Source organism: Mucilaginibacter sp. P4_D1 (assembly GCF_056401935.1).
Window position 1 is genome coordinate 137,564 of sequence record NZ_JBFUIJ010000013.1, and the last position, 26,929, is coordinate 164,492.

Annotated in this window: 26 protein-coding genes; 11 read left to right on the top strand and 15 right to left on the bottom strand. The window is 44.1% G+C overall.

Going from position 1 to position 26,929, the window contains the following annotated elements; translation table 11 throughout:
* Window positions 1-25 precede the first annotated feature (25 nt).
* Together AC1DV1_RS14145 and AC1DV1_RS14150 are read left to right on the top strand one after the other, a co-directional pair.
* Window positions 26-1,423 (top strand): AAA family ATPase, encoded by a 1,398-nt coding sequence (locus tag AC1DV1_RS14145; protein WP_477360202.1) that lies wholly within the window; start codon window positions 26-28, stop codon window positions 1,421-1,423.
* Complete coding sequence (locus tag AC1DV1_RS14150) at window positions 1,420-2,178, top strand: HNH endonuclease family protein (protein ID WP_477360204.1); 759 nt, start codon at window positions 1,420-1,422, stop codon at window positions 2,176-2,178. Before AC1DV1_RS14145 ends, AC1DV1_RS14150 begins: the two co-directional genes overlap by 4 nt.
* Here the strand turns inward: AC1DV1_RS14150 and AC1DV1_RS14155 are convergent.
* Genes AC1DV1_RS14155 through yhhA form a run of 4 tightly spaced genes read right to left on the bottom strand, consistent with a single transcriptional unit; the run spans window position 2,165 to window position 4,911 of the window.
* Window positions 2,165-2,986 (bottom strand): aKG-HExxH-type peptide beta-hydroxylase, encoded by an 822-nt coding sequence (locus AC1DV1_RS14155; RefSeq protein ID WP_477360206.1) that lies wholly within the window; start codon window positions 2,984-2,986, stop codon window positions 2,165-2,167. The genes AC1DV1_RS14150 and AC1DV1_RS14155 overlap by 14 nt on opposite strands.
* A gap of 2 nt (window positions 2,987-2,988) precedes the next feature.
* A complete protein-coding gene (gene yhhC / locus AC1DV1_RS14160) occupies window positions 2,989-3,573 on the bottom strand; it encodes a cyclophane-containing peptide 2OG-Fe(II) oxygenase YhhC (RefSeq protein ID WP_477360208.1) in 585 nt (194 codons plus the stop codon).
* A complete protein-coding gene (yhhB, locus tag AC1DV1_RS14165) occupies window positions 3,566-4,711 on the bottom strand; it encodes a cyclophane-forming radical SAM/SPASM peptide maturase YhhB (RefSeq protein ID WP_477360210.1) in 1,146 nt (381 codons plus the stop codon). Before yhhB ends, yhhC begins: the two co-directional genes overlap by 8 nt.
* A gap of 8 nt (window positions 4,712-4,719) precedes the next feature.
* Complete coding sequence (gene yhhA / locus AC1DV1_RS14170; RefSeq protein ID WP_477360212.1) at window positions 4,720-4,911, bottom strand: YhhA family cyclophane-containing RiPP; 192 nt, start codon at window positions 4,909-4,911, stop codon at window positions 4,720-4,722.
* Window positions 4,912-5,638: 727 nt separating this feature from the next.
* Between yhhA and AC1DV1_RS14175 the strand changes: the two genes are divergently transcribed.
* The 3 genes from AC1DV1_RS14175 to AC1DV1_RS14185 all read left to right on the top strand — a co-directional run bounded on the left by AC1DV1_RS14175 (window position 5,639) and on the right by AC1DV1_RS14185 (window position 7,122).
* A complete protein-coding gene (locus AC1DV1_RS14175) occupies window positions 5,639-6,142 on the top strand; it encodes a hypothetical protein (RefSeq protein ID WP_477360214.1) in 504 nt (167 codons plus the stop codon).
* A gap of 306 nt (window positions 6,143-6,448) precedes the next feature.
* Window positions 6,449-6,664: a hypothetical protein gene (locus tag AC1DV1_RS14180; protein ID WP_477360216.1), complete on the top strand. Its 216-nt coding sequence runs from the start codon at window positions 6,449-6,451 to the stop codon at window positions 6,662-6,664.
* Window positions 6,664-7,122: a type II toxin-antitoxin system VapC family toxin gene (locus AC1DV1_RS14185; RefSeq protein WP_477360218.1), complete on the top strand. Its 459-nt coding sequence runs from the start codon at window positions 6,664-6,666 to the stop codon at window positions 7,120-7,122. Before AC1DV1_RS14180 ends, AC1DV1_RS14185 begins: the two co-directional genes overlap by 1 nt.
* Window positions 7,123-7,310: 188 nt before the next feature.
* Here AC1DV1_RS14185 and AC1DV1_RS14190 read toward each other — a convergent pair whose 3' ends face one another.
* Window positions 7,311-7,505 carry a hypothetical protein gene (locus tag AC1DV1_RS14190; protein ID WP_477360220.1) on the bottom strand — a complete coding sequence of 65 codons (195 nt, stop codon included), beginning with the start codon at window positions 7,503-7,505 and terminating at the stop codon, window positions 7,311-7,313.
* Between the two features lie 124 nt (window positions 7,506-7,629).
* Complete coding sequence (locus tag AC1DV1_RS14195; protein ID WP_477360222.1) at window positions 7,630-7,917, bottom strand: transposase; 288 nt, start codon at window positions 7,915-7,917, stop codon at window positions 7,630-7,632.
* Window positions 7,918-8,392: 475 nt separating this feature from the next.
* On the opposite strand from AC1DV1_RS14195, the gene AC1DV1_RS14200 reads away from it, so the two are divergent.
* Window positions 8,393-9,010 carry a hypothetical protein gene (locus tag AC1DV1_RS14200; protein ID WP_477360224.1) on the top strand — a complete coding sequence of 206 codons (618 nt, stop codon included), beginning with the start codon at window positions 8,393-8,395 and terminating at the stop codon, window positions 9,008-9,010.
* A 213-nt stretch (window positions 9,011-9,223) separates the two neighbouring features.
* Here AC1DV1_RS14200 and AC1DV1_RS14205 read toward each other — a convergent pair whose 3' ends face one another.
* Both AC1DV1_RS14205 and AC1DV1_RS14210 read right to left on the bottom strand, forming a co-directional pair.
* The gene (locus AC1DV1_RS14205) at window positions 9,224-10,075 is read right to left on the bottom strand and encodes a DUF3037 domain-containing protein (RefSeq protein ID WP_477360226.1); all 852 of its coding nucleotides are present in this window, start codon (window positions 10,073-10,075) and stop codon (window positions 9,224-9,226) included.
* On the bottom strand, window positions 10,072-10,272 hold the full coding sequence (locus AC1DV1_RS14210) for a hypothetical protein (RefSeq protein ID WP_477360228.1): 201 nt from the start codon (window positions 10,270-10,272) through the stop codon (window positions 10,072-10,074). Before AC1DV1_RS14210 ends, AC1DV1_RS14205 begins: the two co-directional genes overlap by 4 nt.
* Before the next feature lie 323 nt (window positions 10,273-10,595).
* Between AC1DV1_RS14210 and AC1DV1_RS14215 the strand changes: the two genes are divergently transcribed.
* Window positions 10,596-11,099, top strand: a complete 504-nt coding sequence (locus tag AC1DV1_RS14215) for a hypothetical protein (protein WP_477360230.1) — start codon at window positions 10,596-10,598, stop codon at window positions 11,097-11,099.
* 524 nt (window positions 11,100-11,623) lie between these two features.
* On the opposite strand, the gene AC1DV1_RS14220 is transcribed toward AC1DV1_RS14215, so the two are convergent.
* On the bottom strand, window positions 11,624-13,372 hold the full coding sequence (locus tag AC1DV1_RS14220) for an ATP-binding protein (RefSeq protein ID WP_477360232.1): 1,749 nt from the start codon (window positions 13,370-13,372) through the stop codon (window positions 11,624-11,626).
* A gap of 634 nt (window positions 13,373-14,006) precedes the next feature.
* On the opposite strand from AC1DV1_RS14220, the gene AC1DV1_RS14225 reads away from it, so the two are divergent.
* A complete protein-coding gene (locus AC1DV1_RS14225) occupies window positions 14,007-15,497 on the top strand; it encodes a ligand-binding sensor domain-containing protein (RefSeq protein WP_477360234.1) in 1,491 nt (496 codons plus the stop codon).
* A 125-nt stretch (window positions 15,498-15,622) separates the two neighbouring features.
* On the opposite strand, the gene AC1DV1_RS14230 is transcribed toward AC1DV1_RS14225, so the two are convergent.
* Window positions 15,623-16,810, bottom strand: coding sequence for an anhydro-N-acetylmuramic acid kinase (locus tag AC1DV1_RS14230; protein ID WP_477360236.1), 1,188 nt, complete (start codon window positions 16,808-16,810; stop codon window positions 15,623-15,625).
* A gap of 104 nt (window positions 16,811-16,914) precedes the next feature.
* Here AC1DV1_RS14230 and nagB point away from each other — a divergent pair, with 104 nt between their 5' ends.
* From nagB to AC1DV1_RS14245, 3 genes are all read left to right on the top strand, one after another.
* Entirely contained in the window at window positions 16,915-18,837 is a 1,923-nt protein-coding gene (gene nagB, locus AC1DV1_RS14235) for a glucosamine-6-phosphate deaminase (protein WP_477360238.1), read from the top strand.
* A 141-nt stretch (window positions 18,838-18,978) separates the two neighbouring features.
* The gene (locus tag AC1DV1_RS14240; RefSeq protein WP_477360240.1) at window positions 18,979-19,272 is read left to right on the top strand and encodes a type II toxin-antitoxin system HigB family toxin; all 294 of its coding nucleotides are present in this window, start codon (window positions 18,979-18,981) and stop codon (window positions 19,270-19,272) included.
* Window positions 19,273-19,289: 17 nt separating this feature from the next.
* A complete protein-coding gene (locus AC1DV1_RS14245; RefSeq protein ID WP_477360242.1) occupies window positions 19,290-19,667 on the top strand; it encodes a helix-turn-helix domain-containing protein in 378 nt (125 codons plus the stop codon).
* Window positions 19,668-19,669: 2 nt separating this feature from the next.
* Here AC1DV1_RS14245 and ftcD read toward each other — a convergent pair whose 3' ends face one another.
* The 5 genes from ftcD to AC1DV1_RS14270 all read right to left on the bottom strand — a co-directional run bounded on the left by ftcD (window position 19,670) and on the right by AC1DV1_RS14270 (window position 26,581).
* Complete coding sequence (gene ftcD / locus AC1DV1_RS14250; RefSeq protein WP_477360244.1) at window positions 19,670-21,358, bottom strand: glutamate formimidoyltransferase; 1,689 nt, start codon at window positions 21,356-21,358, stop codon at window positions 19,670-19,672.
* Window positions 21,359-21,527: 169 nt separating this feature from the next.
* Window positions 21,528-22,754, bottom strand: coding sequence for an imidazolonepropionase (gene hutI, locus AC1DV1_RS14255; protein WP_477360246.1), 1,227 nt, complete (start codon window positions 22,752-22,754; stop codon window positions 21,528-21,530).
* Window positions 22,755-22,868: 114 nt separating this feature from the next.
* The gene (gene hutU, locus AC1DV1_RS14260; protein ID WP_477360248.1) at window positions 22,869-24,542 is read right to left on the bottom strand and encodes a urocanate hydratase; all 1,674 of its coding nucleotides are present in this window, start codon (window positions 24,540-24,542) and stop codon (window positions 22,869-22,871) included.
* On the bottom strand, window positions 24,520-26,079 hold the full coding sequence (gene hutH, locus AC1DV1_RS14265; protein ID WP_477360250.1) for a histidine ammonia-lyase: 1,560 nt from the start codon (window positions 26,077-26,079) through the stop codon (window positions 24,520-24,522). Before hutH ends, hutU begins: the two co-directional genes overlap by 23 nt.
* Window positions 26,072-26,581: a MarR family winged helix-turn-helix transcriptional regulator gene (locus AC1DV1_RS14270; RefSeq protein ID WP_477360252.1), complete on the bottom strand. Its 510-nt coding sequence runs from the start codon at window positions 26,579-26,581 to the stop codon at window positions 26,072-26,074. Before AC1DV1_RS14270 ends, hutH begins: the two co-directional genes overlap by 8 nt.
* Between the last annotated feature and the right edge of the window lie 348 nt (window positions 26,582-26,929).

The window sequence follows — 26,929 nt, forward strand, 5'->3', positions numbered from 1 at the left end:
ATTACATTTGCATCAAATATAAACTATGAAATCGATTCCCATTTATATTAAAAATTTGAAGCTGAAAAATATCAGAACTTTTGGTGAAGTTGAATTAGATTTTGAGTTAAAAGATGGAACATTACCGCAGTGGACTATTATTTTGGGCGATAATGGAATAGGAAAATCAACATTATTACAAAGTGTTGCTTGGATGAGGCCGTATTTACCTTACACCAAAGAAAAAACGCCTGCCGATTTTAAACCGGCACCAAGTATTAATGATGCGCAAAATGAATTACTGATAAGCCTTGTACGAAAGAATGCCGCGACTTATCAAGACACCTCATATATCACGGCTACTTTTCAGGCAGGCAAAGAATTGCAATCTAAGACCTTGTCTACTTCAAAGAACACTTGCGATACAAAGATTGATATCGATCTTGATAATAAAGGGGAACTATCCCATGTAAGGTCTGACCTGATTATGGAAGGGGAAACCTTTTATAATAATGAAGTCTTGATTTATGCTTACAGCGCTTCAAGAAATCTTGGAAAACAAAACATAGACGTGGATGACTTGGTAGATATGATTCCCGGCTTTATTAATGAAAAAACGGTGCTTTACGATGCTCAAGAAATCCTTCATACTGTCAATTATGCTGCATTAGGGTCAGATAAATCAGAGCAGGAAAAATACCAGAAATATTTATCGAGGGTCAAGGAGATGTTAATTTCTCTACTCCCTGATTTTCATAATTTGGATGACGTAGAGATAACGACACCTAAATTAGTTAACAACAAACTTAAACCTGGCGAAGTATTGATCACGACTAAACATGGAGAAAAAATTCCTTTTGATGATTTCAGCCTTGGATACCGCACCGTTGTTTCTTGGTCGGTTGATTTATCTTGGAGGCTCTTTAATAAGTATCCAACAAGCTCCAACCCTTTAGCCGAAACTGCGATTGTGCTCATTGATGAAATTGATTTGCATTTGCACCCTACATGGCAAATAGATATAATCGCAAATTTATCTAAACATTTTCCGAATATTCAATTTATTGCAACAGCCCATAGCCCATTGATGGTTCAATCTGCATTGAGTTCAAATTTTGCAATTTTGAAATCTGGCGAAGATGGCGTTGAGATTATCAATGAACCCGTAGATGTAGATGGTTGGAGAGTCGATCAAATTTTAACCAGTGAGTACTTTGGTCTGAGATCAGCCAGAGGAATTGAATATGCCAACCTTTTAGAAAAAAGAAGCAAACTTATCGCAAAAGATAAACTCAGCGCAAAAGAAAAAAATGAATTGCAACGAATTACCACAGAACTGTCTGCCTATCCGTCTGGTGAAAATTCAGCTGAAATAGAAGAAAGAAAGGTAATCAGGCAGATTATATCAGATTACAAAAAGACTGGTAAAGTTATTACAATATGATCCAAATAACTAAACCTGTTTCACCACCATCTTCATTGCTAATAAAGGGGATAGCAGAAACAAAAAAGAATTGTTCCCTTTATGATGCTGACCCAGCGGCCTACAACAGCAGTCGATCTAAATTTGTAATTCACGGTAAAATATACAATGCAGCCACAATAAAAACGGCTCTGAAAAGGGCGCAACATGGGAAATGTTGTTTTTGCGAAAAGAAACAAGTCGACGAGTATGGTGCGGTAGAACACTATCGACCTAAATCTGGCTATAAAGCTAAGCGGAAAGATAAGTTAAAGAAGCCCGGATATTATTGGTTAGGTTATTTATGGGATAACTTATTTTTCGTTTGTGGCCCTTGTAATATCAAAAAAGGAAATATATTTCCATTAAAAGACGAAACAAAAAGGGCAATAAATCATAATGGGAAGGTCGCGTTAGAAAAACCGTTGTTATTAAATCCTTCTGGCTTAAAAGATCCGCGAAATCACATCAAATTTACTAACGAATTTATTCGAGGTTATTCGATAGAGGGAAAGGAAACTGTAGACATTTGCAAACTTGATAGAGAAGGATTGAATGAGGAACGAAGAAAACACTTGAATGAGATCGAAGACCGAATTCTAACAATAATTGCTAATTTGGATTTCAACGCTGTTTCTCGAGCCAAACGTTATTTAAAGAACTGTGTGAAAAAAGATGCCAAGTTTTCAGCCATGGCAATAGATTACCTCAAGCAACAAAATATCATAATAACTTAAAGGCTAAATCCTTTCCTTCTTCAGTTAATCCTGGTGATTTGAAAAAACCTGACAGTTGTTTGATCTCCAACTTAATGTCGGCTTGACGAACACTTAAGTATTCAGTGACATTCTTAGTTGTTGTTTTACTCGCAAAAATTTTATAAAACTCCAATATTACTTTGAATACAAACAGACCATGTAAGACCCCGCGAATAGGTCTTTCTTCTTTACGCCAGGGGGAATAATAAATCGCCGTTGAATCGGGAATTACTAATGGTACCAAATTTTCAATTAAAGTAAGCTTGAGATGCATTGATTCATGGATAATGGATTCAGCAATGCGCAAATTAGATATCATTGACGTATCATCAACCAGTGAGATGAAGATCGAAAAGGGAATTTCTGGATGGCTATAACTGACATCGGTTTCTGCGGTTTCTGATCGAATAATTTGAATCGTTTTAACCAGTTGAAGTATGTCCTTGTATATAGTTGCAACAGATTTAAGCAAAAGTAAAGCACTGTTTATTTGTCTGAGGGCTGTTTTTTCCTCTCCTTGTGAAAAACATACAGGCTCAAGTCCATGACTTTTATAAAAACTCTTTATTGAAGCCGCGGGAAGTTCTAAAAATATTGAATCATGAGTTGAACTGATAGGAATTAATCTCTCACTGTCGTAATTACCATCAATACATTTAGAAATACTGTAACCTTCAATTGTATTATCACTTATTTTATTTTCATGAATCAATACCGGAGTAATTGAAGTATCCCACAAAACGCTGCAATCTTTCAGCCAGTTTTTAACCTCAAATTCTGACCGCATGATTAACTTTTTCTAAAAGTATAAACAATCGTATATCTTGTGTAATCGTATATCTTAGAAACCGCATGATGGGAACGACGTGATATTTCAAAGCCAAAAGCCGTATTATCCAATGGTTTAACAATCTGCGAAAGGTCTTCAACTTTGGAAGAATTAAAAAGAAGCAACAGCCCTCCGTTCTCTTCTTTCCAAAGTGGGTTAATATGTAAAACCATTCGGTGAGTTTCCTCTCCGTTGATAAAATCATTATGAACGCCAATCCGTTGTTCATTTACTAATTTATGTGCAACAATATCAACGATATCAAGCCCATCTACACCAAACTCCTGAATATATCGCTGCCCAATGTAATTTAGTGTGCCTTCTGATATTAAAAACTTTAAATCATCTGGTAAGTCTACATGTAGTAAACTAAATTCGTATTGCTCGTAAAAATCCGTTTCAACCAATTTCCAAACATCGGTTTGCCGGAACCAATCAAATAACGCCGATATCGTACCAGACGGAAGTACGTTACCTATGCTAAAATGGGGAAAGGGTTCTTGTTTAACTTTTGCAGAATCCAGATCAAAACAAACTTCATACATTTTGCAAGTGATATTGAGCCAAGGCTTTGCGTATGTTTTTGATCAGGTGTAACTGGTCGGCGCAATAAACCGAGGGATTATTAAATTCATTTTCTTTACTCCAGCGATGCAATATCATACCACCACCGCAAACATGCAATTCAGGGCAGTTCAAACATTTTACATTTGTTGGTCGTTGCATTTTTCGGTATTCATCAAATTCCCCGGATCTTAGAAAATCAGCTAAATCAGCATCTTTGATGTTTAATGGCTGTTGAAATTTATCGGCACCATTGTATGTGCTTTTTAAAGTGTCGTTTTTCATGATCGTTCCATCAGTATCGATGATTACGATTGCGAAATCCGTTAATCCTAAGCCTTCTTTTGTAACAATACCACCTATTAAAGATTTTATCATATCATCCAACACCCTCACTTTAGTAGGATTAGCATCATTTAGATAAATTTCCAACAGATTAACCATCCAGTTTCCGTACTCGACTGAAAAAAGAGAAGATTTATTTAGTGGCAAATTGGTATGATTGCCATCTTTATACAGAAAGTCGACACTTGGCGCATCAAGCCCTTTAAAGAAATGATACACCTCCGAAGGATCAGACAAAGGGTCGATTACGGCTAATAAGCCTGCATATAAAAATTCTGCATCAGCATGAGCCTTCAAAATATTTATACCCTCGATAACCTTATCAAAAGTGCCTTGAGAGTTATGCGTAAGCCTATATTTATTGTGTACTTCCTCGGGACCGTCGATACTCACCGCTACGCTAACTTTATAAGCCGAACAAATATCCAAAATGGGAACCGAGATCAGCATTCCATTTGTTTGTATACTAATGGGGTAGTACTCGGGTAAAACAGAACGAAGGTTTTTGAGCAAATATTCAAGCCGCGCTTCACCTAATAAAAATGGTTCACCGCCGTGCAGTACAACACTAAAGCATTTTCGCTGACGAGCAACGATAGTGGCTAACGAAGCACAAAGCGCGAGAATGGTATCCGGCGACATGAATTTCTCCATGTGCGACCAGTTATCGTCGCCCATGTTGTATACATAGCAATAGGTGCAGTTAATATTGCACCTACTGGCTACTTTTACAAGAACAGTGTCGAGTCCGGAATCCAGCGCTTCAAAAGCCATTAGGCGTATTAAGAACGGTTGTGACGATTGTGTGCACGATCATAAGCAAACATATCATTTGCCTGATCGTTTTTAACTTCTTCCATTAACCTTTGTAGTACGGAGTTAGGTACCTTGCTGGCTTCTACAACAATTTGCTCATTGCTTGAAGCAACATTTGCAGTTTCATAACTGCTTTCAATTTGATTAGTAAAGTCCATATTTATTGAGATTTTTGATTAAAGGTATATATAAAAAAATAGAGATTTTAGGTTTTAATTTTAAGTAGCTGAAAATTAATAAATTAATATTATATCTTCCTTTCTAACACACGATGTTATAAACAGCAACATTTAGTATTTTTAATATATTAAGAACTCATTATCTGATACTTAAAAAATTAAAGTTGCTATTTTTTTAATTATGGCTATATTTAAAAATAGGGATTGATAGCAAACTTCCCTCACGGAAACTCCCCGCTACAGCAAAATACTCCCACTGCCGCAGGCCTCATCCAAATCACGATATTTTAATAACCCACAAAGCCCAACGCTTCCCCCATCTTCCTGCATGAGGGATTGAAGTGGGTACCGGCCTGTGGCTAATGCCTTGCGCAGTATGAACGTAAAGCCCGGCCCCCGTTTCTACCGGCGGGGGGGCATGCCCAATAAGAAGAGTCAAGAGGTTAGAATTAAGAATTAAGACTTTTTTTGGCTTTCTTACGGGACATGGCGCTTTATCCCCCCTCCGGGGTCTCTTTGAAAAAAGCCCCTGAGGCGGCATACCAGGCGATGAATTATTTGCACACACCGGGCATCGTCCCTCAGGTTCCTCGTTGAGAGAACCCGAGGGGACAGAAAACAAATGGCCAACGACAGGTAATTTGTACTCTCAGGCTACCAGGCTATCCATAATTTACGTTAACTTGGCTTTGGATACCTAAACAAAATGAAGCCATACCAAATCACAATTATTTACCTATTATTTACATTAATTGCCTGCAAACCCGGCGCTCATAAATTGCCCGACAGCGCCTTTAAAAAAACGTTGACCACGAAACAAATACCCGGATTAAAATACAGCATTGGGTTGCCGGGTGGTTATATTATTAAAAAAAGTAAGGGTCCCGATTTTTCGGTTTATTACTTTTATCCTGCTGATACTACCAACACAACAGGGTTTGAGGGTGGCTTTTATATGGGTAACAACCCCGCATTGTTTCCTGCCGCAAATGACAGCTGTAAGGAGCAGAAAACCAAAGCTTACTTGTTTGGCAACAATGAGAATTGGACGCTTAATGATTGTAACGGTAAATACCAGGTTCAACTAATTACCAACAGTAACAGCGGCACCGATTGGCCTGCATACATTCACGCCTTTGGCAACTGCAAATCAAAGGCCGAGCTGGATAAATTACTTGAGGTATATGCTACGTTACAAAAAACAGATTAACCCATCGCTACCGTAAGTATTCGCGCTGCCGCAATGAGAAGAGTCAAGAGGTTAGAATCAAGAAGTAAGACTTTTTATGTCCCCTCGGGGTCTCTTTGAAAAAGGACCCTGAGGCGGCGTACCAGGCGATGAATTATTGGAACACGACGGGCATCGTCCCTCAGGTTCCTCGTTGAGAGAACCTGAGGGGACAGAAAAGCTAAAAAAAATCAGAAAAATCGAACGCATACAGGGGCGTTGGAACGTAAACCCACATTTTTTTAACGCTGAAATATGCGTATATTTGGTAGTAGAAAGGAGGCAAATATGAAAACGAACTTAACAGGTAAAGACGCATCCAGGACTCACAAGAGTGTATCTCCAGAAGAAATTATTGCCGCCGGCGGAACTACCGCTTTTGGGATAAAAGCAGGCAAGAATAACGAAACACTTAAAAAAGCGCTTAAAAAATCGCCTGAACCAGAGCCTTTTACCGAAGAAGAATGGGCTGGCTTATTAAAACAAATGGCCAACGATAAGTAATGAATTTATTACTGGATACCAATATTCTGCTTTTTATTTCAAGGACAAGGAACACCGATAGTTTTGTAGATTTTATTAATCCTGATAATTCAACCTTGTATATCTCGGTAGCATCTGAAGCCGAAATTAAATCATTAGCGCTTAAAAATAATTGGGGTGCCAAACGCGCGGCCATTCTGCATGATTTTTTAGATGGGATCAATATTGTAGAGATTGGCCAATCGTATGTTGATATTTATGCAGAGATCGACGCATACTCGCAAAGGTTAAATCCAACCTTTAAGGAATATCCGTTTGAAACTCCAAGAAATATGAGGAAAAACGACCTGTGGATCGCGTCGTTAGCAGCCTTATTAGGCTTACAGTTAATCACAACCGATAGCGATTTTGACCACCTGCACAATGTATTCTTCCCGGTAAGGCGAATATTACCGGAAGATTTTCGGCAATTCTTTTAACGATGATGCCTTCACGTTGTCCCCTTATGTCCCCTCGGGGTCTCTTTGAAAAAGGACCCTGAGGTTTCCTTACGGGGCCTGGGCACTTTTCGTCCCTCAGGTTCCTCGTTGAGAGAACCTGAGGGGACAGAACACAAAGGCGGACGATTTCATCCTCTGCCGCACGCCACTGCTGGCCCCCCGCTGCCTCAAGTGTCCTCACTTGTGGCCCGCATGCTAAGTATACGCCATGCCTTTAGGACGGTGCGCCACGTAGTTATTACTTTTACCAATCCCGTAGTACCTGCATAATCCCGTGCACTGCTGTGCAGGTAATCATAATCGTTTTCTACAAAACCTGCTACGACCGGGTTATTATGCGTATAGTCAATTTTTTTGGTCAATTACGGCTGCACTCCATAATTCAATGGGCTTGTTATGCTGTTGCCAAAACTGGTTACTGGTGTTATTGCTGTTAGCCAAACCTGCTTTTTTAAATGAATTTAGCAGCCACTCCCGCCTGCTTTCCTAGTTATTATCTTTTATTAAAGCTATCATTTGCTTTGACGTAAGCGATTTAAAACCCCTGATCAGGTCTTCTGGTTTTTGAATTGTCGATCTGAAAACCAAATGTACATGGCTCGGCATTATGCACCATGCATAAATTTCCATGCCTTTATTGTCGACACAATAATTGAGGTTTCTCACCAAACAATCAAAGTAGTGCAGCCGAACAAACACATCTACCCAAAACACCGTAGCAAAGCTCACAAAATATAATCCTTCAGGATTTTTGAATTTATAATTACGGCTCATACATTAAAAATATGCCAATCCCGGATGAAACTTACATCCGGGATTGGCATATTTATTACTTAGCATGGCGTTTACCTATCAGCGGGCCACCCCGATTAGCCATCGGGGCGGCAGCGCAAAAGACCTTGCGGTAGCTGGGGCTATGCGTTCAGGTTTAAACAATCAAAAAAATACGGCCTGGACCTAAGCCTCGGCTACGAAACACGCCTGGAGAATTACCAGCCGTATGACTTTAGCAGTTACGGTAGTTACAATCAAATAGCCTTGCACGCTATGTTTAGCATTGGTTATTAACATGCCGCCGCACTCTATACTGCCAGGGCAAATACGGCAGTTTGCTGTAAGTGCGGCTTTTAGCCTGGGGTTATGACTTTAAACGTTTTGCAGAAAACTCCGGTATTTATTAGTTACGTTTTCTTGTTTCTTTCGTTATTAAACATATCCATAAAACCGCAAACTTTATTTACTTTTAGTTATGAACATCCGGCAGCGAAATTATAGTCATCTTAAAAACGTAATTTTTTCTTTACTGATCCTGGCAGCAACTAACGCGAGAGCTCAAACCGATAACAGTCTCTCCTCACGGTTGGGGGTGTTTGCCGGGCCTGGTGTAGCCATAGGGGTACATTCGGGCAATTACCTCTTTGGAGGTATAATAGGGGTAAAATTTGAGCACCCCATCAAATCATCCTCCATGAGCCTGATCGGGTCGGTTGCCTATAATTTTTTTGTTTCAAATGAAAGCATATCTTTTGGCCCTTTTGGGGATGGTACAAGCGAGATTTCAGTAGCTTCGTTTATACCTGTAAAAATAGGGGCACGACTATACGCAGGAAAGCTTTATGTTGAGGCTGAGGTCGGTACCTCTTTTAATATAAATTCTAACACGGTTAAATATACCAACCACGCTCTTGCTGTAGTGGTATCGCCTGCTATAGGGTATGCTTTTAGGCTGGGTCGTGAAAAGAAAAAGGGTTTAGACCTTGCCCTTACTTACCAAATACGCATGGAGCCGCATGCGCAGTATGAGTATAACTTATATGGTAATTACAGCCAGTTTATAATAACTTTAGCATATAAATGGGCTTTGTAACAGTATCCAAATTTATGATTGCGCAGTTAGCGTATATAATCACTTCCTTTAAACAAATACCGATCATTGTGCAGGTGAGTCAACTCTCAAACCTTTGCTCAACACCGGCACTAAACCGTATTAGCAACCTAATGGCGTAGGAGTTCCTCGTCTGCCCCGCTGAAGTTAAACGCCACGCATAGATGCATTTGACATGTGTGTTTAGCAATGATCCTAAAAAGCGCTTTCTATTGCAGTTTTCACTTTTCTTGCAAATTGCTCGGCTTCATCTTCAGTAACGATAGTTACCTTAACCTCGCTGCCTTTTTGAGATAGGGTATCTTTGATAAAATCGTTCAAATGCTCATTTGATTTGGGGGATGTTGTCAAAAAAAACAGGTTCATTTTTTGGTTGGCCAATTGCAGTTCTTTAATAATGCCCGACCATTTGTAAACCTTATTTTTAATCGCATCGTCTTTTTTCAAATCAAAGGATAGGCTTTGATAACAGTTCCAAACACCATTTTTCCACGATTTATCAAACTTAATCTCGTCATTGGGGGTTTTAATGGTATGGTCTTTTAACCTTGGTGTAATACCATACCTATCGAAATGTGATTTGTATACTTTGGACCAGGCATAAGCATCTGTATGTGCTTCTTTGTTTTTTTCGGGGCTGTATTTATCTACCAGTCTTTCAAACAGATCGTCGAGGGCGCTGTCTAAATTAAGGTCTAAGCCTTTTTTTACTTCGGTCAATTTTAATGCGCTGTCGTCGTTTAGCACAACCTTGCCCGTAATTATACTTAAACCGGGTTTTTCCTTTTCCAATAAAAACTCACTTGAGTTAAAAAACGCGAAGTCGTCATTAATACTTTCCACCTCTTTTTGAAAATGCTTTAAGGTACTTAGTAAATAGTACCCGTTAATTTCTTCAAAAAAGGTAGATATCCTGCTAAACTTATTGAGCACCCTTGCTTTTAAAATTTTGCTTTGCGGCTCAAAAATGACAATACCAACATTCACAAACTCGCCCGAAGCCTGGTCATGTACATATCTTAAAATTTGATATTCGTATTTTATCATAAAAGTATCCGATTTAATTCGCTTGAAAACAAATCAGCTTCATTAATCAACGTAGTTAAATATGCCTTAATGGTATAAAACTGCTCACTTAACCATTCGGCAGGCATAATGGTTTCGATTTTGTCCCAAAAGGGGTTGTTTATTACAGTTAGCTTATCAGTAAATGTAGCGAAATCAAACTGATTTCCCTTAATCATGTTGAAGCAGAAATTGTTATTGATCCAATTTTGTTCGCTTTACCTGATAAGCCAAGGTTGTTTTTGTTCCCTCGGGGTCCTTACTTTTCTTTCCTCAACCCTCTTTGCGGCTTTATGTCCCCTCGGGGTCTCTTTGAAAAAGAACCCTAAGGCGGCATACCATGCGATGAATTATTTGTACACAACGGGCATCGTCCCTCAGGTTCCTCGTTGAGAGAACCCGAGGGGACAGAAAACAAATGGCCAACGACAGGTAATTTGTCCTCTCAGGCTACCGGGCTATTAATAATTTACATTAACTTGGCTTTGGATACCTAAACAAAATGAAGCCATACCAAATCACAATTATTTACCTATTATTTACATTAATTGCCTGCAAGCCAGGCGCTCATAAATTACCCGACAGCGCCTTTAAAAAAAAGTTGACCACGAAACAAATACCCGGATTAAAATACAGCATTGGGTTGCCGGCTGGTTATATCATTAAAAAAAGTAAGGGTCCCGATTTTTCGGTTTATTACTTTTATCCTGCCGATACTACCAACACAACAGGGTTTGAGGGCGGCTTTTATATGGGTAACAACCCCGCCTTGTTCCCTGCCGCAAATGACAGCTGTAAGGAGCAGAAAACCAAAGCTTACTTGTTTGGCAACAATGAAAATTGGATACTTAACGATTGTAACGGTAAATACCAGGTTCAGCTAATTACCAAAAGCAATAGCGGCACCGACTGGCCTGCATATATTCACGCCTTTGGCAACTGCAAATCAAAGGCCGAGCTGGATAAATTACTGGAGGTATATGCTACGTTACAAAAGACAGATTAACCCATCGCTACCGTAAGTATTCCCGCTGCCGCCCCGGTAATTCCGGGGTGTGCCACATGCAAATCACAATGCTTTAATAAACTCACAAAGCCAAACGCTTCACCAACTTCCGCATGAGGGATTGAAGTGGGTACCGGCCTGTGGCTAATGCCTTGCGCAGTATGAACGTAAAGCCCGGCCCCCGCTTCTACCGGCGGGGGACATGCCCATTTTAGTATCAAGTAGTAAGTATCAAGTAGCAAGACTTTTTTGGCTCACTTGCATGGTTGGGGCGATGTTAAATTCTAAAGTCGATTTATAAATCCGAAAATAAAAAAATCCGAAATCGAACATCCGAATTCCGAAATCACACTTGTCCCCTCGGGGTCTCTTTGAAAAAGGACCCTGAGGCCGCATACCAGGCGATGAATTATTTGGACACAACGGGCATCGTCCCACAGGTTCCTCGCTGAGAGAACCTGTGGGGACAGAAAAATCCTAAAATAAAAAAATCCGAAATCCAACATCCGAAATCCGAAATCAAACTACACCCCTTCTTTAACCCCGGTATGTTTTTTAATAACGGTTGATAGCTGCTGCGGGTTGAAAGGTTTCAGAATGCAATCGTTAAAGCCGCTGGCCAGCAGGTCGGCAAGCATTTTTTGGTCTACCAGCGAGGCGGTGAAGGCGATGACCGGTACCAGCGGGTATTTCTTTTTGATTTCGAAAACGGCTTGATAGCCGTTCATTACGGGCATTTCCAGGTCGAGCAGTACAATGTCATAATGCGGAAAATTTTCCAGCCGGGCCAGGGCTTCCACACCGTCGTAGGCGGCATCAACCGTGGCGCCAAAACTGGTGAGGGCCTTTTTGGCCACCATCATATTTATCTTATTATCCTCGGCCAGTAGTACCCTTAGTAATTTAAGGTCGCCGCTGCCTGCTGTGGGTTTTAGCGGTATAGTAAGCGGCGCCACATGGGCAATGTTAAACGTTAGGCTGAACGAAAACTTGCTGCCCCTGCCCTTTTCGCTCTCGAGCGATAGTTTGGCCCCCATCATCTGCAATATGCGGTTGCAAATGGTAAGGCCCAGCCCGGTGCCGGTAAGCTCGCGGGTGCCCTCGTGGTATACCTGCCAAAAGCCTTCAAAAATCTTTTCCTGGTCGGCCTTATCAATACCGATACCGGTATCTTCAATCACAAAGTCGACGGCTATTTGCTTGTCGGTTTTTTTAAGGCAGGTGGCTTTTAGCTTTACGTAGCCGTTGCCGGTAAATTTAAGGGCGTTGGCAAAAATATTGTTGAGCACCTGCGTAAGCCGCATATCATCGGCCAGTACCAGGATATCCAGCTGTCGGTCAATATCGGCCAGTACCTCTACATTGCTGTTTGCCGATAGCACTTTAAAGGGCAGGCACACGTTGAGCAAAAAGTTGCTTAAATTAATGGTGATGGGGTGCAGTTCCAGCTTGCCGGCTTCTATCTTATTAAAATCCAGGATATCATTTACCTGCTGCAGCATATGATCGGCCGAGTTTTGGAGTATGCTGATGTACTCGGCCTGGCGGGTGGCCGAGTTTTCCTGCTTCAGCAGGTTTACAATACCGATGATGCCATTTAAGGGGGTGCGCAGCTCGTGCCCCATGGTGGCCAGGAACTGGGTTTTGGTTTTGATAACCCTGTCGCTTTGGGTAACAATCTCTTCAATATACTTTTTTTCGAAAAACGTGTACAGCGCCGCCAGCACAATGGTTGAGCCAAGCGCCGTAAAGCGGTTAACCAGCGCCAGCCGTGCTGCCTGCACGGGCGTAAAATTGGCCAGCGGGGGTACGTAGTTACCAATAACAATACAGGCAACAAAGGCAAATATCATGATGCCCACAAAAATGCCGGGCTTTTTGGCCTGCTTGTGCTTCAGGTCGAGAACCAGCGGGACGGCTATCAGGGCGGGGAAAAAGAAGAGGTACTGGTCGGTTTGCAAGCCTTCAAGCAATACCAGGCACACCAGCAGCCCGCAGATGACCGAAAATATAGATATGGTAAGATCTTTAATAGCATCCTGCCATTTTAACACCACGAACATTGAAATAGCCAGGCAAAAGCAAGCCAGCAAAAACGACGACACATACATGCCGATAAAGGCATCATAAACCGATAAAAACACCCCCAGCGACAAGGCCGAAAGCCCAAGCTGGTAAGTGCGTTTGGATACTTCCTTCAAATCAAACAAAAGATCCTGTCGCTTAGGGTCCGCATTAACCGGCTGATGGTATTTATCGGTAATTTTATCCATAGGGGTAGCAGTTAGCCTGCCTGGGTTAAATTTGATATTTGTGTTTTGCCAAAAGAATTTTACCTGTTGCAGGCGAAGTACTTACAACTGTAAGCCACAATTGTTTGGCTTTGTAAAAGTACTTATATATTCTAAAAAATTGGAATGGGGATGGTTCCCAATGTCATGCCGATTGCTATGTCGTCTTTATAACCCTCTTACTGAGGTACGAAGCATCTATTCGCCAACTTTTCTTTCGGTTATGCACAACTGATAGCTCCCTCGTGTCTACGCATGGCATGTCAAACTTTCGAGGGGCATAGGCCTATCACCCTGAGCCTGTCGAAGGGTCGCGCGGAGAGGCCTTTGCCCGCTATGGTTCGACAAGCTCACCATGACAGCCCTTTTTTACGATGTCATTCCTCCTTCAGCGTTTCACCAAATTGTAACACTCAGCATGACCGCTTTTTTGACAGCTCATTCCGACCTTCAATATCCGTGGGGTTGACAATTCAGGATGACAGAAAAATTGGATATGTCCTGATAGGCCATTATAACAAAACCACTAAGCAACCAACGCCTTCCCTTTGTAACAAAACTTTAACCTAATTTAACTATTATAAGTTTGGTGGTTTGCGTTAGCTTTCTTTATTTTATGAAATTAATGCTGACATTGTTATATCCATCCAAAACCGGTAAGCTATTGGTGCTTACATGCTTTTTAGTTTTCGTATTTCCCGCGGTAGTTTGCGCGCAAAATCTTTTTTTGCAAAAGATTGAACTGTGCAGCGCCGAAAATTATTGCATCGACTGTGGCAGCCCCAAAGCTACCTGCAGCCAGTTTACGCTCGACCAGGTGTGCGACCGTATTAACCGCAAGTATTCGTTTAAAGATGCCAATGGCCAGTTAACCTTCCAGGTGTTGGTTGAGCCTTCGGGCTTTAGCTGTGTGCTAAGCCATACCGACGTAACCAACAGCCCGCTTACGGCCGATATCATTCGCTTGCTGAACGGCAGCTTGTGGAAGGCGGCGGTTGACCATGGCAAACGGGTGGCATCATCTGTAAATGTGCAGTTTAAAATAGCCTTTGGCCGTATTTCGGCCCAGATGCTGCGGATGGACCTGGAGCAGATGAAACCGGCAGGCCCGCCAACTATTTACAATACCAGTACCCAGTATACCAACCCATCGCTCAACAGTTACGAGTTTACCAAGTGGACGCACTACGATTCGCCCCTGCCCGATAACGTGAGCCAATCAAGCGCGGTTGACGCTACCGATGTGCTTTGGTACGCCACCGCCCACGGCCTTACCCGTTTTGATGGTACCACCTTTAACCCGGTTAATGAATACAACTCGCCCTTTACTGCCGAAACCGCTGTGCAGGAAATTACCGTCGACAAGGAAAACGCCAAATGGGCCTACATTGATAACGGCATATACAAATGCACTGATGCCGGCTGGCAGGTGTACGATTTTAAAAAATTTATAAAAAGCCCGGTTACCCACATCATCAAAAGCCGCAACGGCGAATTGCTGTTTACCACCAAAGATGGCATGGTGGTAGTACGTAAAGATAAAGTGGTGGTGCTTAACAAGAAAACCATCCCGCTGCTGCCATCAAGCAACGTAACTTTTGCTTATGTGGATAACCGTAAACGCCTGTGGATTGGTACATCAAAGGGCACCATCCTGATTGAGAAAGACCTGCTGCCTACCACTTTTACCACATCTGATACGCCGCTGAAAAACGCCAGCATTTCCGGCGCGGCCGAAGATGAACAGGGCAATCTCTATTTCTCATTAGTAAGCACCGGCAAAGCCGCTGCCGATGATGATAACGAAGGCATTGCGGTACTACGCCCCGATGGTACCTGGCTGCACTTAACCGACAAAAATTCGGGCATGCCATCAAACCATGTAACCAGCATTATGTACGATAAGTTTGAACACGTACTATGGCTGGGTACCGATCAATCGGGCCTGGTACGGTACGATTTAAAAAACAGCTGGGAAAACTACAACAACGCCAACTCGCCCGCCCCAGGCTTCAAAATTTACCAGGTGGTGCAGGATTCTAAAGGGGTTATTTACGTTACTACGGCCAATGGCTTGATGAGGATCAGGAAAAGAGGAACTTTTTGAGTTAGATTTGAGATGGAATTAGCCGGCGAGAACGCTGGTTAATACTCACCCGATGCATTTTCTCCTTCGCCGAAAAGAGGGGCTTGGAGGTGGTTTAAATCATGTCCCAACTTTAAGTAAAGGTATTACAACGCAAAACTAAACTTCCCCATTAACACGCCTGGGTTATTGCCCATAGCAATAGGTTCGCCGCACAAAGCTTCATTGCCAAGTAGGGCAAATAATATGGCTTCCTTGGCATCGGGATTAATACCAAGGCTGCTTGTATCTTTAATATCTTCAAAGGCCAGCTTCAATTGGGCTATCACAAAGGGGTTCCTGGCCCCGCCGCCGCTTACAAATATTTTCGGGTTATCGGCCTGTATATTGGCTTTGATAAAATTGATGATGGATATGGCCGTAAATGCGCTTAATGTACTTACCAGATCCTCGGGCGGCACCTCCTTTGTTTGTGATTGTTGCTGCGCATTTTCAACAAACGCAAGGTTAAACAATTCGGGCCCGGTAGTTTTTGGCGCGGCCTCGTTAAAAAACGGGTGGCCGAGCAGGGCGGTAAGCAAATGGTGGTTTACCTTGCCGCTGTTGGCAATGGCCGAATCTTCATCAAAAGCCTTGTTAAAATACCGGCGGCAGGCAGCGTCTATCAGGGTATTACCCGGGCCAATATCTGTACATAAAACGTTGGCTGTATCATTATTGGCAGGCAGGTAGGTAAGATTTGCAATGCCGCCGATGTTCAGCAAAATCCTTTCTTCGCCCGGTTTACTGCCCAATAGCACATCGCCATATAAGGCCAGAGGTGCGCCTTCGCCACCGGCGGCAATATGTTTTTGCCTGAAATCGCTTATGGTCAATATCCCGGTTTTTACCGCCAGGTGATCTCCGTCGCCAATTTGCAGTGTGGCATTTGGATAGTTTGCCTGTTTGTGTAACCTTTTTGGCGCATGGTAAATTGTTTGACCGTGGCTGGCTATAACATCAACTGTATCGGGGGCGATATCCCACTTTGAAAGGGCTTGCAGTACCAATTCGCCATGGTAACTGCCAATGTAAGCATTTAGTAAAGTGAGCTTTTCCAGGTCGACCGTTTTTTTGGCAAATACCTGCTGTACTTCGCTTTTAAAGCTTTCGGGATATGGGATGGTGATAAATTGCAGTAATTTGTATTGGGTTTGCAGGCCATGGCCGCTAAAGCTGCATAAGGCAATATCCAACCCATCTAATGACGTGCCCGACATTAAACCGATAACGGTTTTAACAGGTTTTTGGGCGATATCAAAAAGCTTTTGCAAGTTTTGGTTTAACGGTAACATGCGGTTAAATTACTATTTGTTTGGTCGTTTACAAAAGTTAAAATAATGGGTGCGGTCAATAAATATCTGATATATTTGTTTTCAACCAAATTCAACCCAATCCCATGGCCCGATTAAATTTATTGGAAGAGACCCGGTACGAGAAGCTGCCGGTAAGCGTTTATGGCAACCAGCAGGAGGCATCCATTGCCGTAGCAGGCAGGATAGCCAAACTTATTCGCGATAAGCAGGCAAAAGGCGAGCAGGCAGTGCTAGGCCTGGCAACAGGTGTTACCCCCATCCGTGTTTATGCCGAACTGGTACGCTTACACAAAGAAGAAGGCTTGTCGTTTAAAGATGTCATCACCTTTAATTTGGATGAGTATTATCCCATGAAGCCCGATGCCGCCCAAAGCTATGTTACTTTCATGTATGAAAACCTTTTCAGCCATGTTGATATTGATAAAGCCAATGTGCATATCCCCGATGGTACTTTGGATAAAGAAGACGTGGTAGCCTTCTGCCTGGATTATGAAAAACAGATTGAAGAATTAGGCGGCCTGGATTTACAGATATTAGGTATCGGCCGTACCGGCCACATCGGTTTTAACGAACCGGGTTCGGCGCCAAATTCGGGTACCCGTTTGGTTACYYTRGATGAYYTKACCCGCAGTGATGCCGCCCGCGATTTTGGYGGYAAAGCCAATGTGCCTACCAAAGCCATTACCATGGGKATTGGTACYATTTTTAAAGCAAGAGAGATCATCCTGATGGCCTGGAGCGCCAAAAAAGCGCCTATTGTTAAAAAAGCTGTTGAAGGTGAAATATCAGGCGAAGTACCTGCCACTTATTTGCAGTTATCAGATCATGTTGAATTTGTGCTTGACGAAGCAGCCGCATCTGAACTCACCCGTTTTGATACCCCATGGCTGGTAAAAGATTGCTCATGGGATGATAATACGCTGAAAAAGAAAGCGGTGATCTGGCTGGCTGATACCATTGGCAAACCGGTATTAAAACTTACCGAAGAAGATTACAACAACCACGGTATGGCTCAATTAGCAGTAGAACAGGGCCCGGTTTACAACATCAATATTGATATTTTTAACCAGATACAGCATACCATTACCGGCTGGCCGGGTGGCAAGCCGAATGCAGATGACTCACAACGGCCTGAAAGAGCTTTACCAGCCAAAAAACGCTCGGTTATCTTCTCCCCGCACCCGGATGATGATGTGATATCGATGGGTGGTACCTTCATCCGCCTGGTTGACCAGGGACATGATGTGCATGTGGCCTACCAAACATCGGGCAATACCGCCGTCTGGGACGATGATGTGCTGCGCTACATGGAATTTGCTATCGATTTTACCAACAGCATTGGCGAGGACGGCGTCCATCTGACGAAATTATACGAAGAAATGCGCGCTTTCTTCCCGCAAAAACAACCCAACCAGATTGATACCCGCGAAATCCGCAATGTAAAAGGTTTCATCCGTAAAACAGAGGCGATCTCGGGTGCCCGTTATGCAGGTTTACAAGACGATCATATCCACTTTATGGCCTTACCGTTTTACGAAACCGGTAAAATCAAAAAGAACACCGTTGGTGAGGAAGATATCCTGTTAACTATCGATCTGCTGCAAAAAATAAAACCGCAACAAATCTTTGCAGCCGGAGATTTTGCCGACCCGAATGGAACCCACCTGGTTTGTTTTAACATTATCCTTGCAGCGCTCGACCGGTTGAAAGCCACAGAAGAATGGGTTAAAGATTGCTGGCTGTGGATGTACCGTGGCGCGTGGCACGAGTTCCCTACCCACGAAATTGAAATGGCTGTACCACTTTCACCACAGGAAGTTATCCGCAAGCGCAACGCTATCTTTAAACACCAATCACAAAAAGACAGGCCGGTTTTCCCAGGTGATGATGCACGTGAGTTTTGGGTTAGGGCTGAAGACCGCACAAGCGAAACCGCAAAAAAATACGACCAATTAGGCCTGGCAGAATATGAGGCCATCGAGGCGTTTGTGAGGTATAGGTTTTAAGTTTGTTGGTTGATGGATCATTTGTTGATGGTTCATGGCTGTAGAGGATTAGTGAAAAGCGATGGGGTAAAACTCATCGCTTTTTTTATTTAATGTTGGCATTTAACCAACTTTTGTTTTTATATTTGTCAATAGCAGCATATGATAATTATAAACCTTCGTAAAGTTGATCAGTTTGCAAAAAAACATTCGGATTCCGGGAAAAGCTTCAGTGTTTGGAAAACTGTTACCGAGGCTGCAAAATGGAAAAAGAGCATAGATGTTTTAAAGGATTTTCCAACTGCCAAGATCATTAAAGGTGACAGAGCAAGGTTTAAAATAGTTGGCAATAAGTATCGCCTTATTATAGAGGTTGATTATAAAGATGCTATCGTAGAGATAAGGTTTGTAGGAACACACGCTGAATATGATGAAATAAATGCCGAAACTATCTAACAAAAAAACCAAGAAACATGACAAAACCACAGTGGTTCATAATAGAAACCGAAGAAGATTATAATCAGGCTCTTGAACGCTATGAAAAAGTTAAGCGTTCTGAAAAAAGTTCTGAAGAACATAAGGAAAAACAATTGCTTGTCCTGCTTATTTCTGAATACGAAAAAGCACACAGCGATCTACCCGAAGTAGACCCTATCGAATTAATAAAAATACGCATGGAGGATTTTGGTTACAAATCTTCCGACCTGGCAAAAGAGTATGGTGATAAGGGCACCGTTAGTAAAGTTTTAAATTACAAACAGGCCCTGTCTTTAACTATGATCAGGAAATTTAGCGAATTATTGCACATTCCTGCGTCGGCATTGATCAAAGAATACCAATTGGCAGAATAGGCTTACAAACCTATCTTCCCATTCACCAGCTCAATAATCTCTGCTTCCAAAGCAATTGCCTGGCGTTCAATCTCGTTGCCCCGGTAAATAATATCCAAAACATAATCCTTATCCTTATACCCGGAAGCATTGATCTTCACGTTCATAAACGCGCCCAAAACAGCAGCGCGGGCGCAAAGGGCAGCTACACCGGCATCGGTTACGGAGTTGGGGTTGCCTATCTCCACCATCGCCTTAATCACTTCAATACTGCTCAGTGCGGTCTGCATCACTTTAAAAGGGATTTCAATAGCGTATTTGGTAGCATCCTGTATTGCCTGATCCCTTGCAGCCTTTTCTTCGTCGGTAGATTTGGGCAGGCCGAAAGATTCCATGATCTTATTGAAAGCTGTAGTATCTAAATCGACCAATGCCAGCAACTCATTTTTATATTGCTGCGCCTGCTCAGCCCAGTCGCTGAACTCCAGCCAGCGGCTGTCCCATCCTTTTTTGTGCGAGCTTAGGTTGGCCACCATGCCAGCCAACGAAGCGCCTAATGAGCCTACATATGCTGAGATAGAGCCACCGCCGGGCGCAGGGCTTTCGCTGGCCGTTTCGTCGGCAAAGTCAGTCAGGCTCATCGATATGAGCTTACTATCAGCCTTACCTTTTAATAAATATTCAATAATACGCTCTTCGGGAACAAAAGGGCCAAGTTCATCCAGCCCCATCGATTTGATGGTTATTTTGATCAATTCCTTTTCGCTAACACCAACGGAGCGCTGTTGCTTTTTCAGGAAATATTTACCGGCATCCAACATCGCTTTTAAAGGGATTAAGCCAACCAGTTCGCTGCCTGTTACCCGAATGCCGCGCTCATTGGCTTTGTTGCAAACTTCGTCAAAAGCCACATGAACAGGGGTTATTTCGATATTGGTCAGGTTCATCGAGATTTGGGCGACACCATATTCTTCGATATACCAGCCGATGGCCTTAACCGCTTTTAATGAGCCAGGGATTGATTTAGGTTTGCCATTCTCGTCTGTTATGATTTTGCCGGTAACCGGATCGCCCTCACGCAAAACACGTCCAGCTTCGCGCACATCAAACGCAATAGCATTTGCCCTGCGGGTTGATGTAGTGTTGAGGTTCACATTGTAAGCTACCAGGAAATCACGGGCACCTATTACGGTAGCCCCGCGCTTAATGTCATTCTCGGCCGGGCCGTAGTCTGGTGCCCATTCGGGCAATTTTATCTTCTTAAAAAAGCCTTCATATTCTCCGGCACGAATGACCGAAAGGTTGCTCCTGCTTTTGTTGGGCTGCGCATTCTCATACAAATAAACCGGTATCTGCAACTCCTCCCCTACAAGCTTTGCCAACTGCCTGGCATACTCAGCGGTTTCTTCCATACTGATATTGCTAATGGGTATCAGCGGACAAACATCAGTAGCGCCCATCCTCGGATGTTCGCCTTTCTGTTTGCTCATATCAATCAGCTCCCCCGCTTTTTTTATGGCGAGGAAGGCCGCTTCAATCACCCGTGAAGGTTCGCCTACAAAAGTTACTACGGTGCGGTTGGTGGCCTTGCCCGGGTCTACATTCAGTAACCTTACCCCATCAACCGATTCCACTTCGTTGGTTATCTGTTTAATAATATCAAGGTTTACACCTTCGCTAAAATTGGGTACGCATTCAATTAGTTGGTTCATTGGTTCACTTGTTTATTAGTTCATTGGTGCCTTTTCAAGTTCCCCTCTCGAGAGGGGGCGGGTTGGGAAGCGCGGTGACAGGGGTGTGTTCGCCCGCGTTCAATCGCCAGCTTTTATAAACACCCTCCTCCACCTCTCTCAAGAGGGAAATCGCACATTCCCCCGCCTTTTAATTTTTCAAACCTTCCGTCCATACCATTTCAGGCTTTAATTTTCCTTGCTGGTATAATATTTCACGGTAGTCGTCGCATGGGTAGGCCTGCAAATCAGCAAGTTTACCTTTGGCTAAAACACCTCGGTCGTTTAGTTTCAAAGCCTGGGCTGCGCGGGCTGTCAGGCCAGTAAATACTTCGGCTGCGCTTAGCTTTTCGGCTGCGGCCATTACGGCGGCTTGCATCAGCAGGTCTCCCATTGGCGCCGATCCGGGATTCCAGTCACTGGCTATGGCCAGGCAGGCACCGGCATCCAGCAACTTTCGGGCTGGAGCGTAAGCCATCCCTAAGCCCAAGGATGCACCGGGTAAAGTTACAGCTACGGTATCGGAATTGGCCAATAATTTTATTTCATAATCGCCACTGGCTTCCAGGTGATCGGCCGATGCTGCGCGGGCCTTAACGGCAACCTCACTGCCGCCGGTGGTAAACTGGTCGGCATGTACGGTTACCTCGAAACCAAGTTGCTTGGCTTTGGCCAGGTAGTTTAAAGCGTCGCTGGTATTGAAGGCACTTTGTTCGATGAAAACATCGACCCTATTGCTTAATCCCTTTTGTTTGACAACAGGCAATAAGTTATTTAAAACATGATTTAGATACTCCTGTTGGTTGCCGTTAAAATCCTTAGGTAATATATGCGCGGCAAGGCAAGTTGATATTAAACTCGCATTTGTTTTATCAGCCGCCGCTTTTATCGCGTTTAACTGCTTTAACTCGCCCTCGACACTTAAGCCGTAGCCACTTTTTATTTCGATAGTGGTGACGCCTTCGCTTACATGCCGTTGTACGCGCTTCAAAAGCAGGTTGGTCAGCGTCGCTTCATCTGCAGTGCGGGTTTGAGTAACCGAATCCCAAATGCCCCCGCCGAATTGCGCTATCTCCAAATACGTTTTACCGCTATTGCGCATGGCGTAGTCCTTTGCGCGGCTGCCGGCAAAACAAATATGGGTATGGCAATCTATAAAACCAGGCAACAGTACGTTACTGCCGTTAATTTCTTCTATTGGTGCCGACGGATAATTTGACCGGAGGTTTTCAAAGTCATCAACTGCAAGTATTAGTCCGTCTTCAATCAGCACGCCTCCGTTTGGGATGATGTGTAACTGTTCGTCCTTTAGAGCGCCCTTTAACGGAAGCCCAGTGAGCGGAAGGATTTGCGTGAATGGGCCTATTAGTTTTTTCATAAATATCAGCAGCCCCCTCTAAATCTCCCCCTGAAGGGGGAGACTTTCAAAAGCTCAGGTTTTATTCAACATTCTTTTTAAAGCCCTCCCCTTCAGGGGAGGGTTGGGTGGGGCCTACCACACCTTCAACCCAAACTTCTCCGCCCACTCTTCAGCCTTATCATATCCTGCATCGGTATGCCTGAATATCCCCATCGCCGGGTCATTATATAAAACGCGTTTAAGGCAGGTGGCTGCCCTGTAGGTGCCGTCGGCCAGCACCACCATGCCTGCATGCTGCGAATATCCCATGCCTACCCCGCCGCCGTGGTGAAACGAGATCCAGGTAGCGCCGCCCGATGCATTGGCCATCAGGTTAAGCAGCGGCCAGTCGGATACAGCATCCGAGCCATCTTTCATCGATTCGGTTTCGCGGTTGGGCGATGCTACCGAGCCACAATCCAAATGGTCGCGGCCGATTACTATCGGGCCTTTTACCTTACCTGTTGCTACCAATTCGTTAAAAAGCAGCCCCGCTTTCTCCCTGTCGCCCATGCCCAGCCAGCAAATGCGGGCAGGCAATCCCTGGAATGAGATTTTTTCTCTCGCATTGGTCAACCACTTGGCCAGCGGCTTATCCTCAGGGAACAGTTCCATCAAGGCCCTATCAGTAGTATAAATATCCTCCGGATCGCCGGAAAGGGCTACCCACCTGAATGGCCCTTTACCCTCGCAAAACAGCGGGCGGATATAGGCCGGTGTAAATCCGGGGAAATTAAATGCGTCCGGTTCACCGCCTTGACGAGCAAATTCGCGGAGGTTGTTCCCGTAGTCGAAAGTTATTGCACCGCGTTTTTGAAATTCCAGCATCAGGCCTACGTGCCTGGCCATACTTTTTAACGATAGGCGCTTGTATTCTACGGGATCGCTCTTGCGTAAATCCAAGACTTCCGTTAACGGCAGACCATTCGGGATATATCCATTCAGTGGATCATGTGCTGATGTCTGATCGGTTAAAATATCGGGAATAAGGTCGTCATTCAATAATCTTTGCAGCAAATCGCCGGCGTCGCTTACCAGGCCTACAGACAAGGTTTCTTTTTTGCCCATAGCTTCTTTTATCCAAGCTATAGCCTCTTCGTAGGAATAGCTCATCCGGTCGATATATTGCGAATCCAACCTTTTTTGGATACGCGTTGCATCCACATCCGCACCTAAAAATACACCGCCTGCCATGGTTGCCGCCAATGGCTGAGCGCCGCCCATACCGCCTAAACCGGCGCTTACAACCAGCTTGCCGGCCAAATCGCTATTAAAATGCTGGTTACCGCACTCTACAAAGGTTTCGTAGGTGCCCTGCAAAATACCTTGTGTACCTATATATATCCAGCTACCGGCGGTCATCTGGCCGTACATCATCAGGCCTTTGGTGCGCAAATCATTAAAATGCTCCCAGTTGGCCCATGCGGGCACCAGGTTGCTGTTGGCTATTAAAACCCGTGGCGCTTCTGGATGGCTGCGGATAATGCCAACCGGCTTGCCCGATTGCACCAGTAAAGAGTGATACTCGTCTAGCTCCAGCAACAACTCAATAATTTTCCGCAGCGATTCCGGGTTGCGGGCAGCCTGCCCAATACCGCCGTATACCACCAAATCAGCAGGATTTTCGGCAACTTCGTCATCAAGGTTATTGAGGAGCATCCGCAAAGGAGCTTCGGTTTGCCAGCTTTTGGCGTGCAGCTGCATACCACGGGGCGCTTTGTACACCGGGTGGCTGGCGTAGGTATTAATAAATTCCGAACTCGTCATGGCTGAGGTTTATTTGGTGATGAATAGCAGCGTTATTGGCAGTCGCCAAAAACGAGCCATCGGTAATAATTTGATGTAAACGGTTAATATCATCCGCAAAAACGCGGTCGTCATTGATAAACGGAACGTATTGGCGCACGTGATCATGCAGCGCCTCAACAACCGGGGTTGATTTTAATGGCCTGCGAAAATCCATCGCCTGCGCCGCATACAGCAACTCAATGGCCTGGATGTATTCTATATTATCTAACACCATGTGTAGCTTTCGTCCGCTGATAGAACCCATGGATACATGATCTTCCTGCCCTAATGACGTAGGCACACTATCGGCACTTGCCGGGAAGCACAGGGTTTTGTTTTCGGTAACCAAAGCCGCGGTGGTGTATTGCGGTATCATCAGACCTGAATTTAGCCCTGCATCATGAGTAAGTAGTTTAGGCAGACCATACCGGCCTTCGCTCATAAGGTAACAGCGCCTGTCGGCTATATTGCCCAGTTCGGCAGCGGCCACGGTGGCATAATCCAAGGGTAAAGCCAAGGGCTGGCCGTGAAAGTTACCGCCGCTAATGGTATCATCGGCATTAAAAATAACGGGATTATCGGTAACCGAGTTCAGTTCAATTTCGGTAAGTTCTTTTAAATGCAGCCAGGCATTACGCGATGCACCGTGTACCTGCGGCATACAGCGCAACGAATAAGGGTCCTGCACCCTATCGCAATTAATATGCGAGGAATTGATCTCCGATCCGTTTAATAAAGTAAACAGGCGGTCGGCAACCATTTTGGTGCCTTTAAACGGGCGCAAAGCATGGATGCGGGCGTCAAAAGGCCTTACCGACCCCATCAGCCCTTCTAATGACATGGCACCAATCAGGTCGGCACGGTTCAACGCATCATCCAAACGCTCAACTGCTTTTATTGCGAAAGCTAATATAAATTGTGTGCCGTTGATTAAGGCAAGCCCTTCTTTAGGGCCTAACACTAATGGAGCCAGGTTATGTTTTTGTAATATCTGTGCTGCTGGTTTGCGTTCGCCATTTTCATAAACCTCGCCTAAACCTATTAAAGGTAAAAACAGGTGCGATAAAGGGGCCAGATCGCCCGAAGCACCTACAGATCCCTTTTCGGGCACAATGGGTATAATATCGTTATCAATTTGCCAGATAATACGTGTTAACGTATCCGGCGCAACACCAGAGAAGCCTTGTGCCAAAGCATGCACTTTTGTTATCAGCATCAGTTTGGCTATCTCCTGCGGGATAGGCTTGCCTACCCCAACGCTATGGCTTTTAAGGATATTGCTTTGCAGCAAACTGGTATCGGCCTCTGATATATGGGTATCACATAGCGGGCCAAAACCTGTATTGATGCCATAAACCGGCTTTTGTGCATGAACAATTTTTGCAACCTCGCCCCAGGAGCTGCGAATAGCCTTATCAGCATCTGCATCGATAATCCCCCGCGTTTTGCCTGCGGCAATAGCAAGGCAAATGCCAATGGTTAAATGATTTGTGCCGTAGTTGAAAATGCTATTCATGGTCGGCAGGTTTTAAATTAGCTGTTAATTTTTTGCTGATAACGGCAGATAGGTTGCTTGAGCGGAAAGTATTTTCAACAGCCGTAATGGCAGGCAGCAGTTGTTGCGATACAGCATCAGCATCTACCAGTTGGGTCATAGCCTGGCTGATGGCATCCCACACGGGCAATATCTGCTTTAGCAGTGCACGGCCACTATCGGTTAAAGTAACCAGCTGCCTGCGGCCATCGTCGGCACAGGTAGCGCTGGTAACCAGGCCCCGGTTTTTCAAATTGGTAATCAGCTGGCTTGCAGCCGGGTGCGAAACCTCGATCTGCTCGCTCAACTCTTTAATAGATAAAGCATCGTTTTTAGAGAGTAAATAAAACACCGGAAACCAGCTGGCGTCAAAATCTATCCCCTCATTTTGGTAGGCACGGTTAATTTCGGCCAAAAAAGCCTCGCTTAATCGCCTCAACCTGCTACCCAATACCAAATAACCCAGGCTTTGATATAAATTCATAGCGCAATTTATATAAGTGCTTATATAAATGCAAATGTTTTAGGAAAGATTTTTTTGGGGTGGGGAATAAAGTATATTGTATGATGGCGCAGCCTCGCCGGGCGAGGCTGCGCCCGAATGTTTGAGTAAACCCACACACGTCATGGGTAGTTGTAAAATTTGGCGAAACTCTGAAGGGGGAATAACATCGTAAAAAAGGGCTGTCATGGTGAGCCTGTCGAACCAGAGCGGGCAAAGGCCTCTCCGCGCGAGTCTTCGACAGGCTCAGACTGACAGGCTAACACACCTCGAAAGAAAACATGTCATGGGTGGTGGTAAAATTTCGGGAAACTCTGAAGGAAACATTGC

Bases quoted from the DNA above. Each gene is read 5' to 3' on its own strand.
- AC1DV1_RS14145 (WP_477360202.1), top strand. From the start codon at position 26: ATGAAATCGATTCCCATTTATATTAAAAATTTGAAGCTGAAAAATATC.
- AC1DV1_RS14150 (WP_477360204.1), top strand. From the start codon at position 1,420: ATGATCCAAATAACTAAACCTGTTTCACCACCATCTTCATTGCTAATA.
- AC1DV1_RS14155 (WP_477360206.1), bottom strand. From the start codon at position 2,986: ATGCGGTCAGAATTTGAGGTTAAAAACTGGCTGAAAGATTGCAGCGTT.
- yhhC (WP_477360208.1), bottom strand. From the start codon at position 3,573: ATGTATGAAGTTTGTTTTGATCTGGATTCTGCAAAAGTTAAACAAGAA.
- yhhB (WP_477360210.1), bottom strand. From the start codon at position 4,711: ATGGCTTTTGAAGCGCTGGATTCCGGACTCGACACTGTTCTTGTAAAA.
- yhhA (WP_477360212.1), bottom strand. From the start codon at position 4,911: ATGGACTTTACTAATCAAATTGAAAGCAGTTATGAAACTGCAAATGTT.
- AC1DV1_RS14175 (WP_477360214.1), top strand. From the start codon at position 5,639: ATGAAGCCATACCAAATCACAATTATTTACCTATTATTTACATTAATT.
- AC1DV1_RS14180 (WP_477360216.1), top strand. From the start codon at position 6,449: ATGAAAACGAACTTAACAGGTAAAGACGCATCCAGGACTCACAAGAGT.
- AC1DV1_RS14185 (WP_477360218.1), top strand. From the start codon at position 6,664: ATGAATTTATTACTGGATACCAATATTCTGCTTTTTATTTCAAGGACA.
- AC1DV1_RS14195 (WP_477360222.1), bottom strand. From the start codon at position 7,917: ATGAGCCGTAATTATAAATTCAAAAATCCTGAAGGATTATATTTTGTG.
- AC1DV1_RS14200 (WP_477360224.1), top strand. From the start codon at position 8,393: ATGAACATCCGGCAGCGAAATTATAGTCATCTTAAAAACGTAATTTTT.
- AC1DV1_RS14205 (WP_477360226.1), bottom strand. From the start codon at position 10,075: ATGATAAAATACGAATATCAAATTTTAAGATATGTACATGACCAGGCT.
- AC1DV1_RS14210 (WP_477360228.1), bottom strand. From the start codon at position 10,272: ATGATTAAGGGAAATCAGTTTGATTTCGCTACATTTACTGATAAGCTA.
- AC1DV1_RS14215 (WP_477360230.1), top strand. From the start codon at position 10,596: ATGAAGCCATACCAAATCACAATTATTTACCTATTATTTACATTAATT.
- AC1DV1_RS14220 (WP_477360232.1), bottom strand. From the start codon at position 13,372: ATGGATAAAATTACCGATAAATACCATCAGCCGGTTAATGCGGACCCT.
- AC1DV1_RS14225 (WP_477360234.1), top strand. From the start codon at position 14,007: ATGAAATTAATGCTGACATTGTTATATCCATCCAAAACCGGTAAGCTA.
- AC1DV1_RS14230 (WP_477360236.1), bottom strand. From the start codon at position 16,810: ATGTTACCGTTAAACCAAAACTTGCAAAAGCTTTTTGATATCGCCCAA.
- AC1DV1_RS14240 (WP_477360240.1), top strand. From the start codon at position 18,979: ATGATAATTATAAACCTTCGTAAAGTTGATCAGTTTGCAAAAAAACAT.
- AC1DV1_RS14245 (WP_477360242.1), top strand. From the start codon at position 19,290: ATGACAAAACCACAGTGGTTCATAATAGAAACCGAAGAAGATTATAAT.
- ftcD (WP_477360244.1), bottom strand. From the start codon at position 21,358: ATGAACCAACTAATTGAATGCGTACCCAATTTTAGCGAAGGTGTAAAC.
- hutI (WP_477360246.1), bottom strand. From the start codon at position 22,754: ATGAAAAAACTAATAGGCCCATTCACGCAAATCCTTCCGCTCACTGGG.
- hutU (WP_477360248.1), bottom strand. From the start codon at position 24,542: ATGACGAGTTCGGAATTTATTAATACCTACGCCAGCCACCCGGTGTAC.
- hutH (WP_477360250.1), bottom strand. From the start codon at position 26,079: ATGAATAGCATTTTCAACTACGGCACAAATCATTTAACCATTGGCATT.
- AC1DV1_RS14270 (WP_477360252.1), bottom strand. From the start codon at position 26,581: ATGAATTTATATCAAAGCCTGGGTTATTTGGTATTGGGTAGCAGGTTG.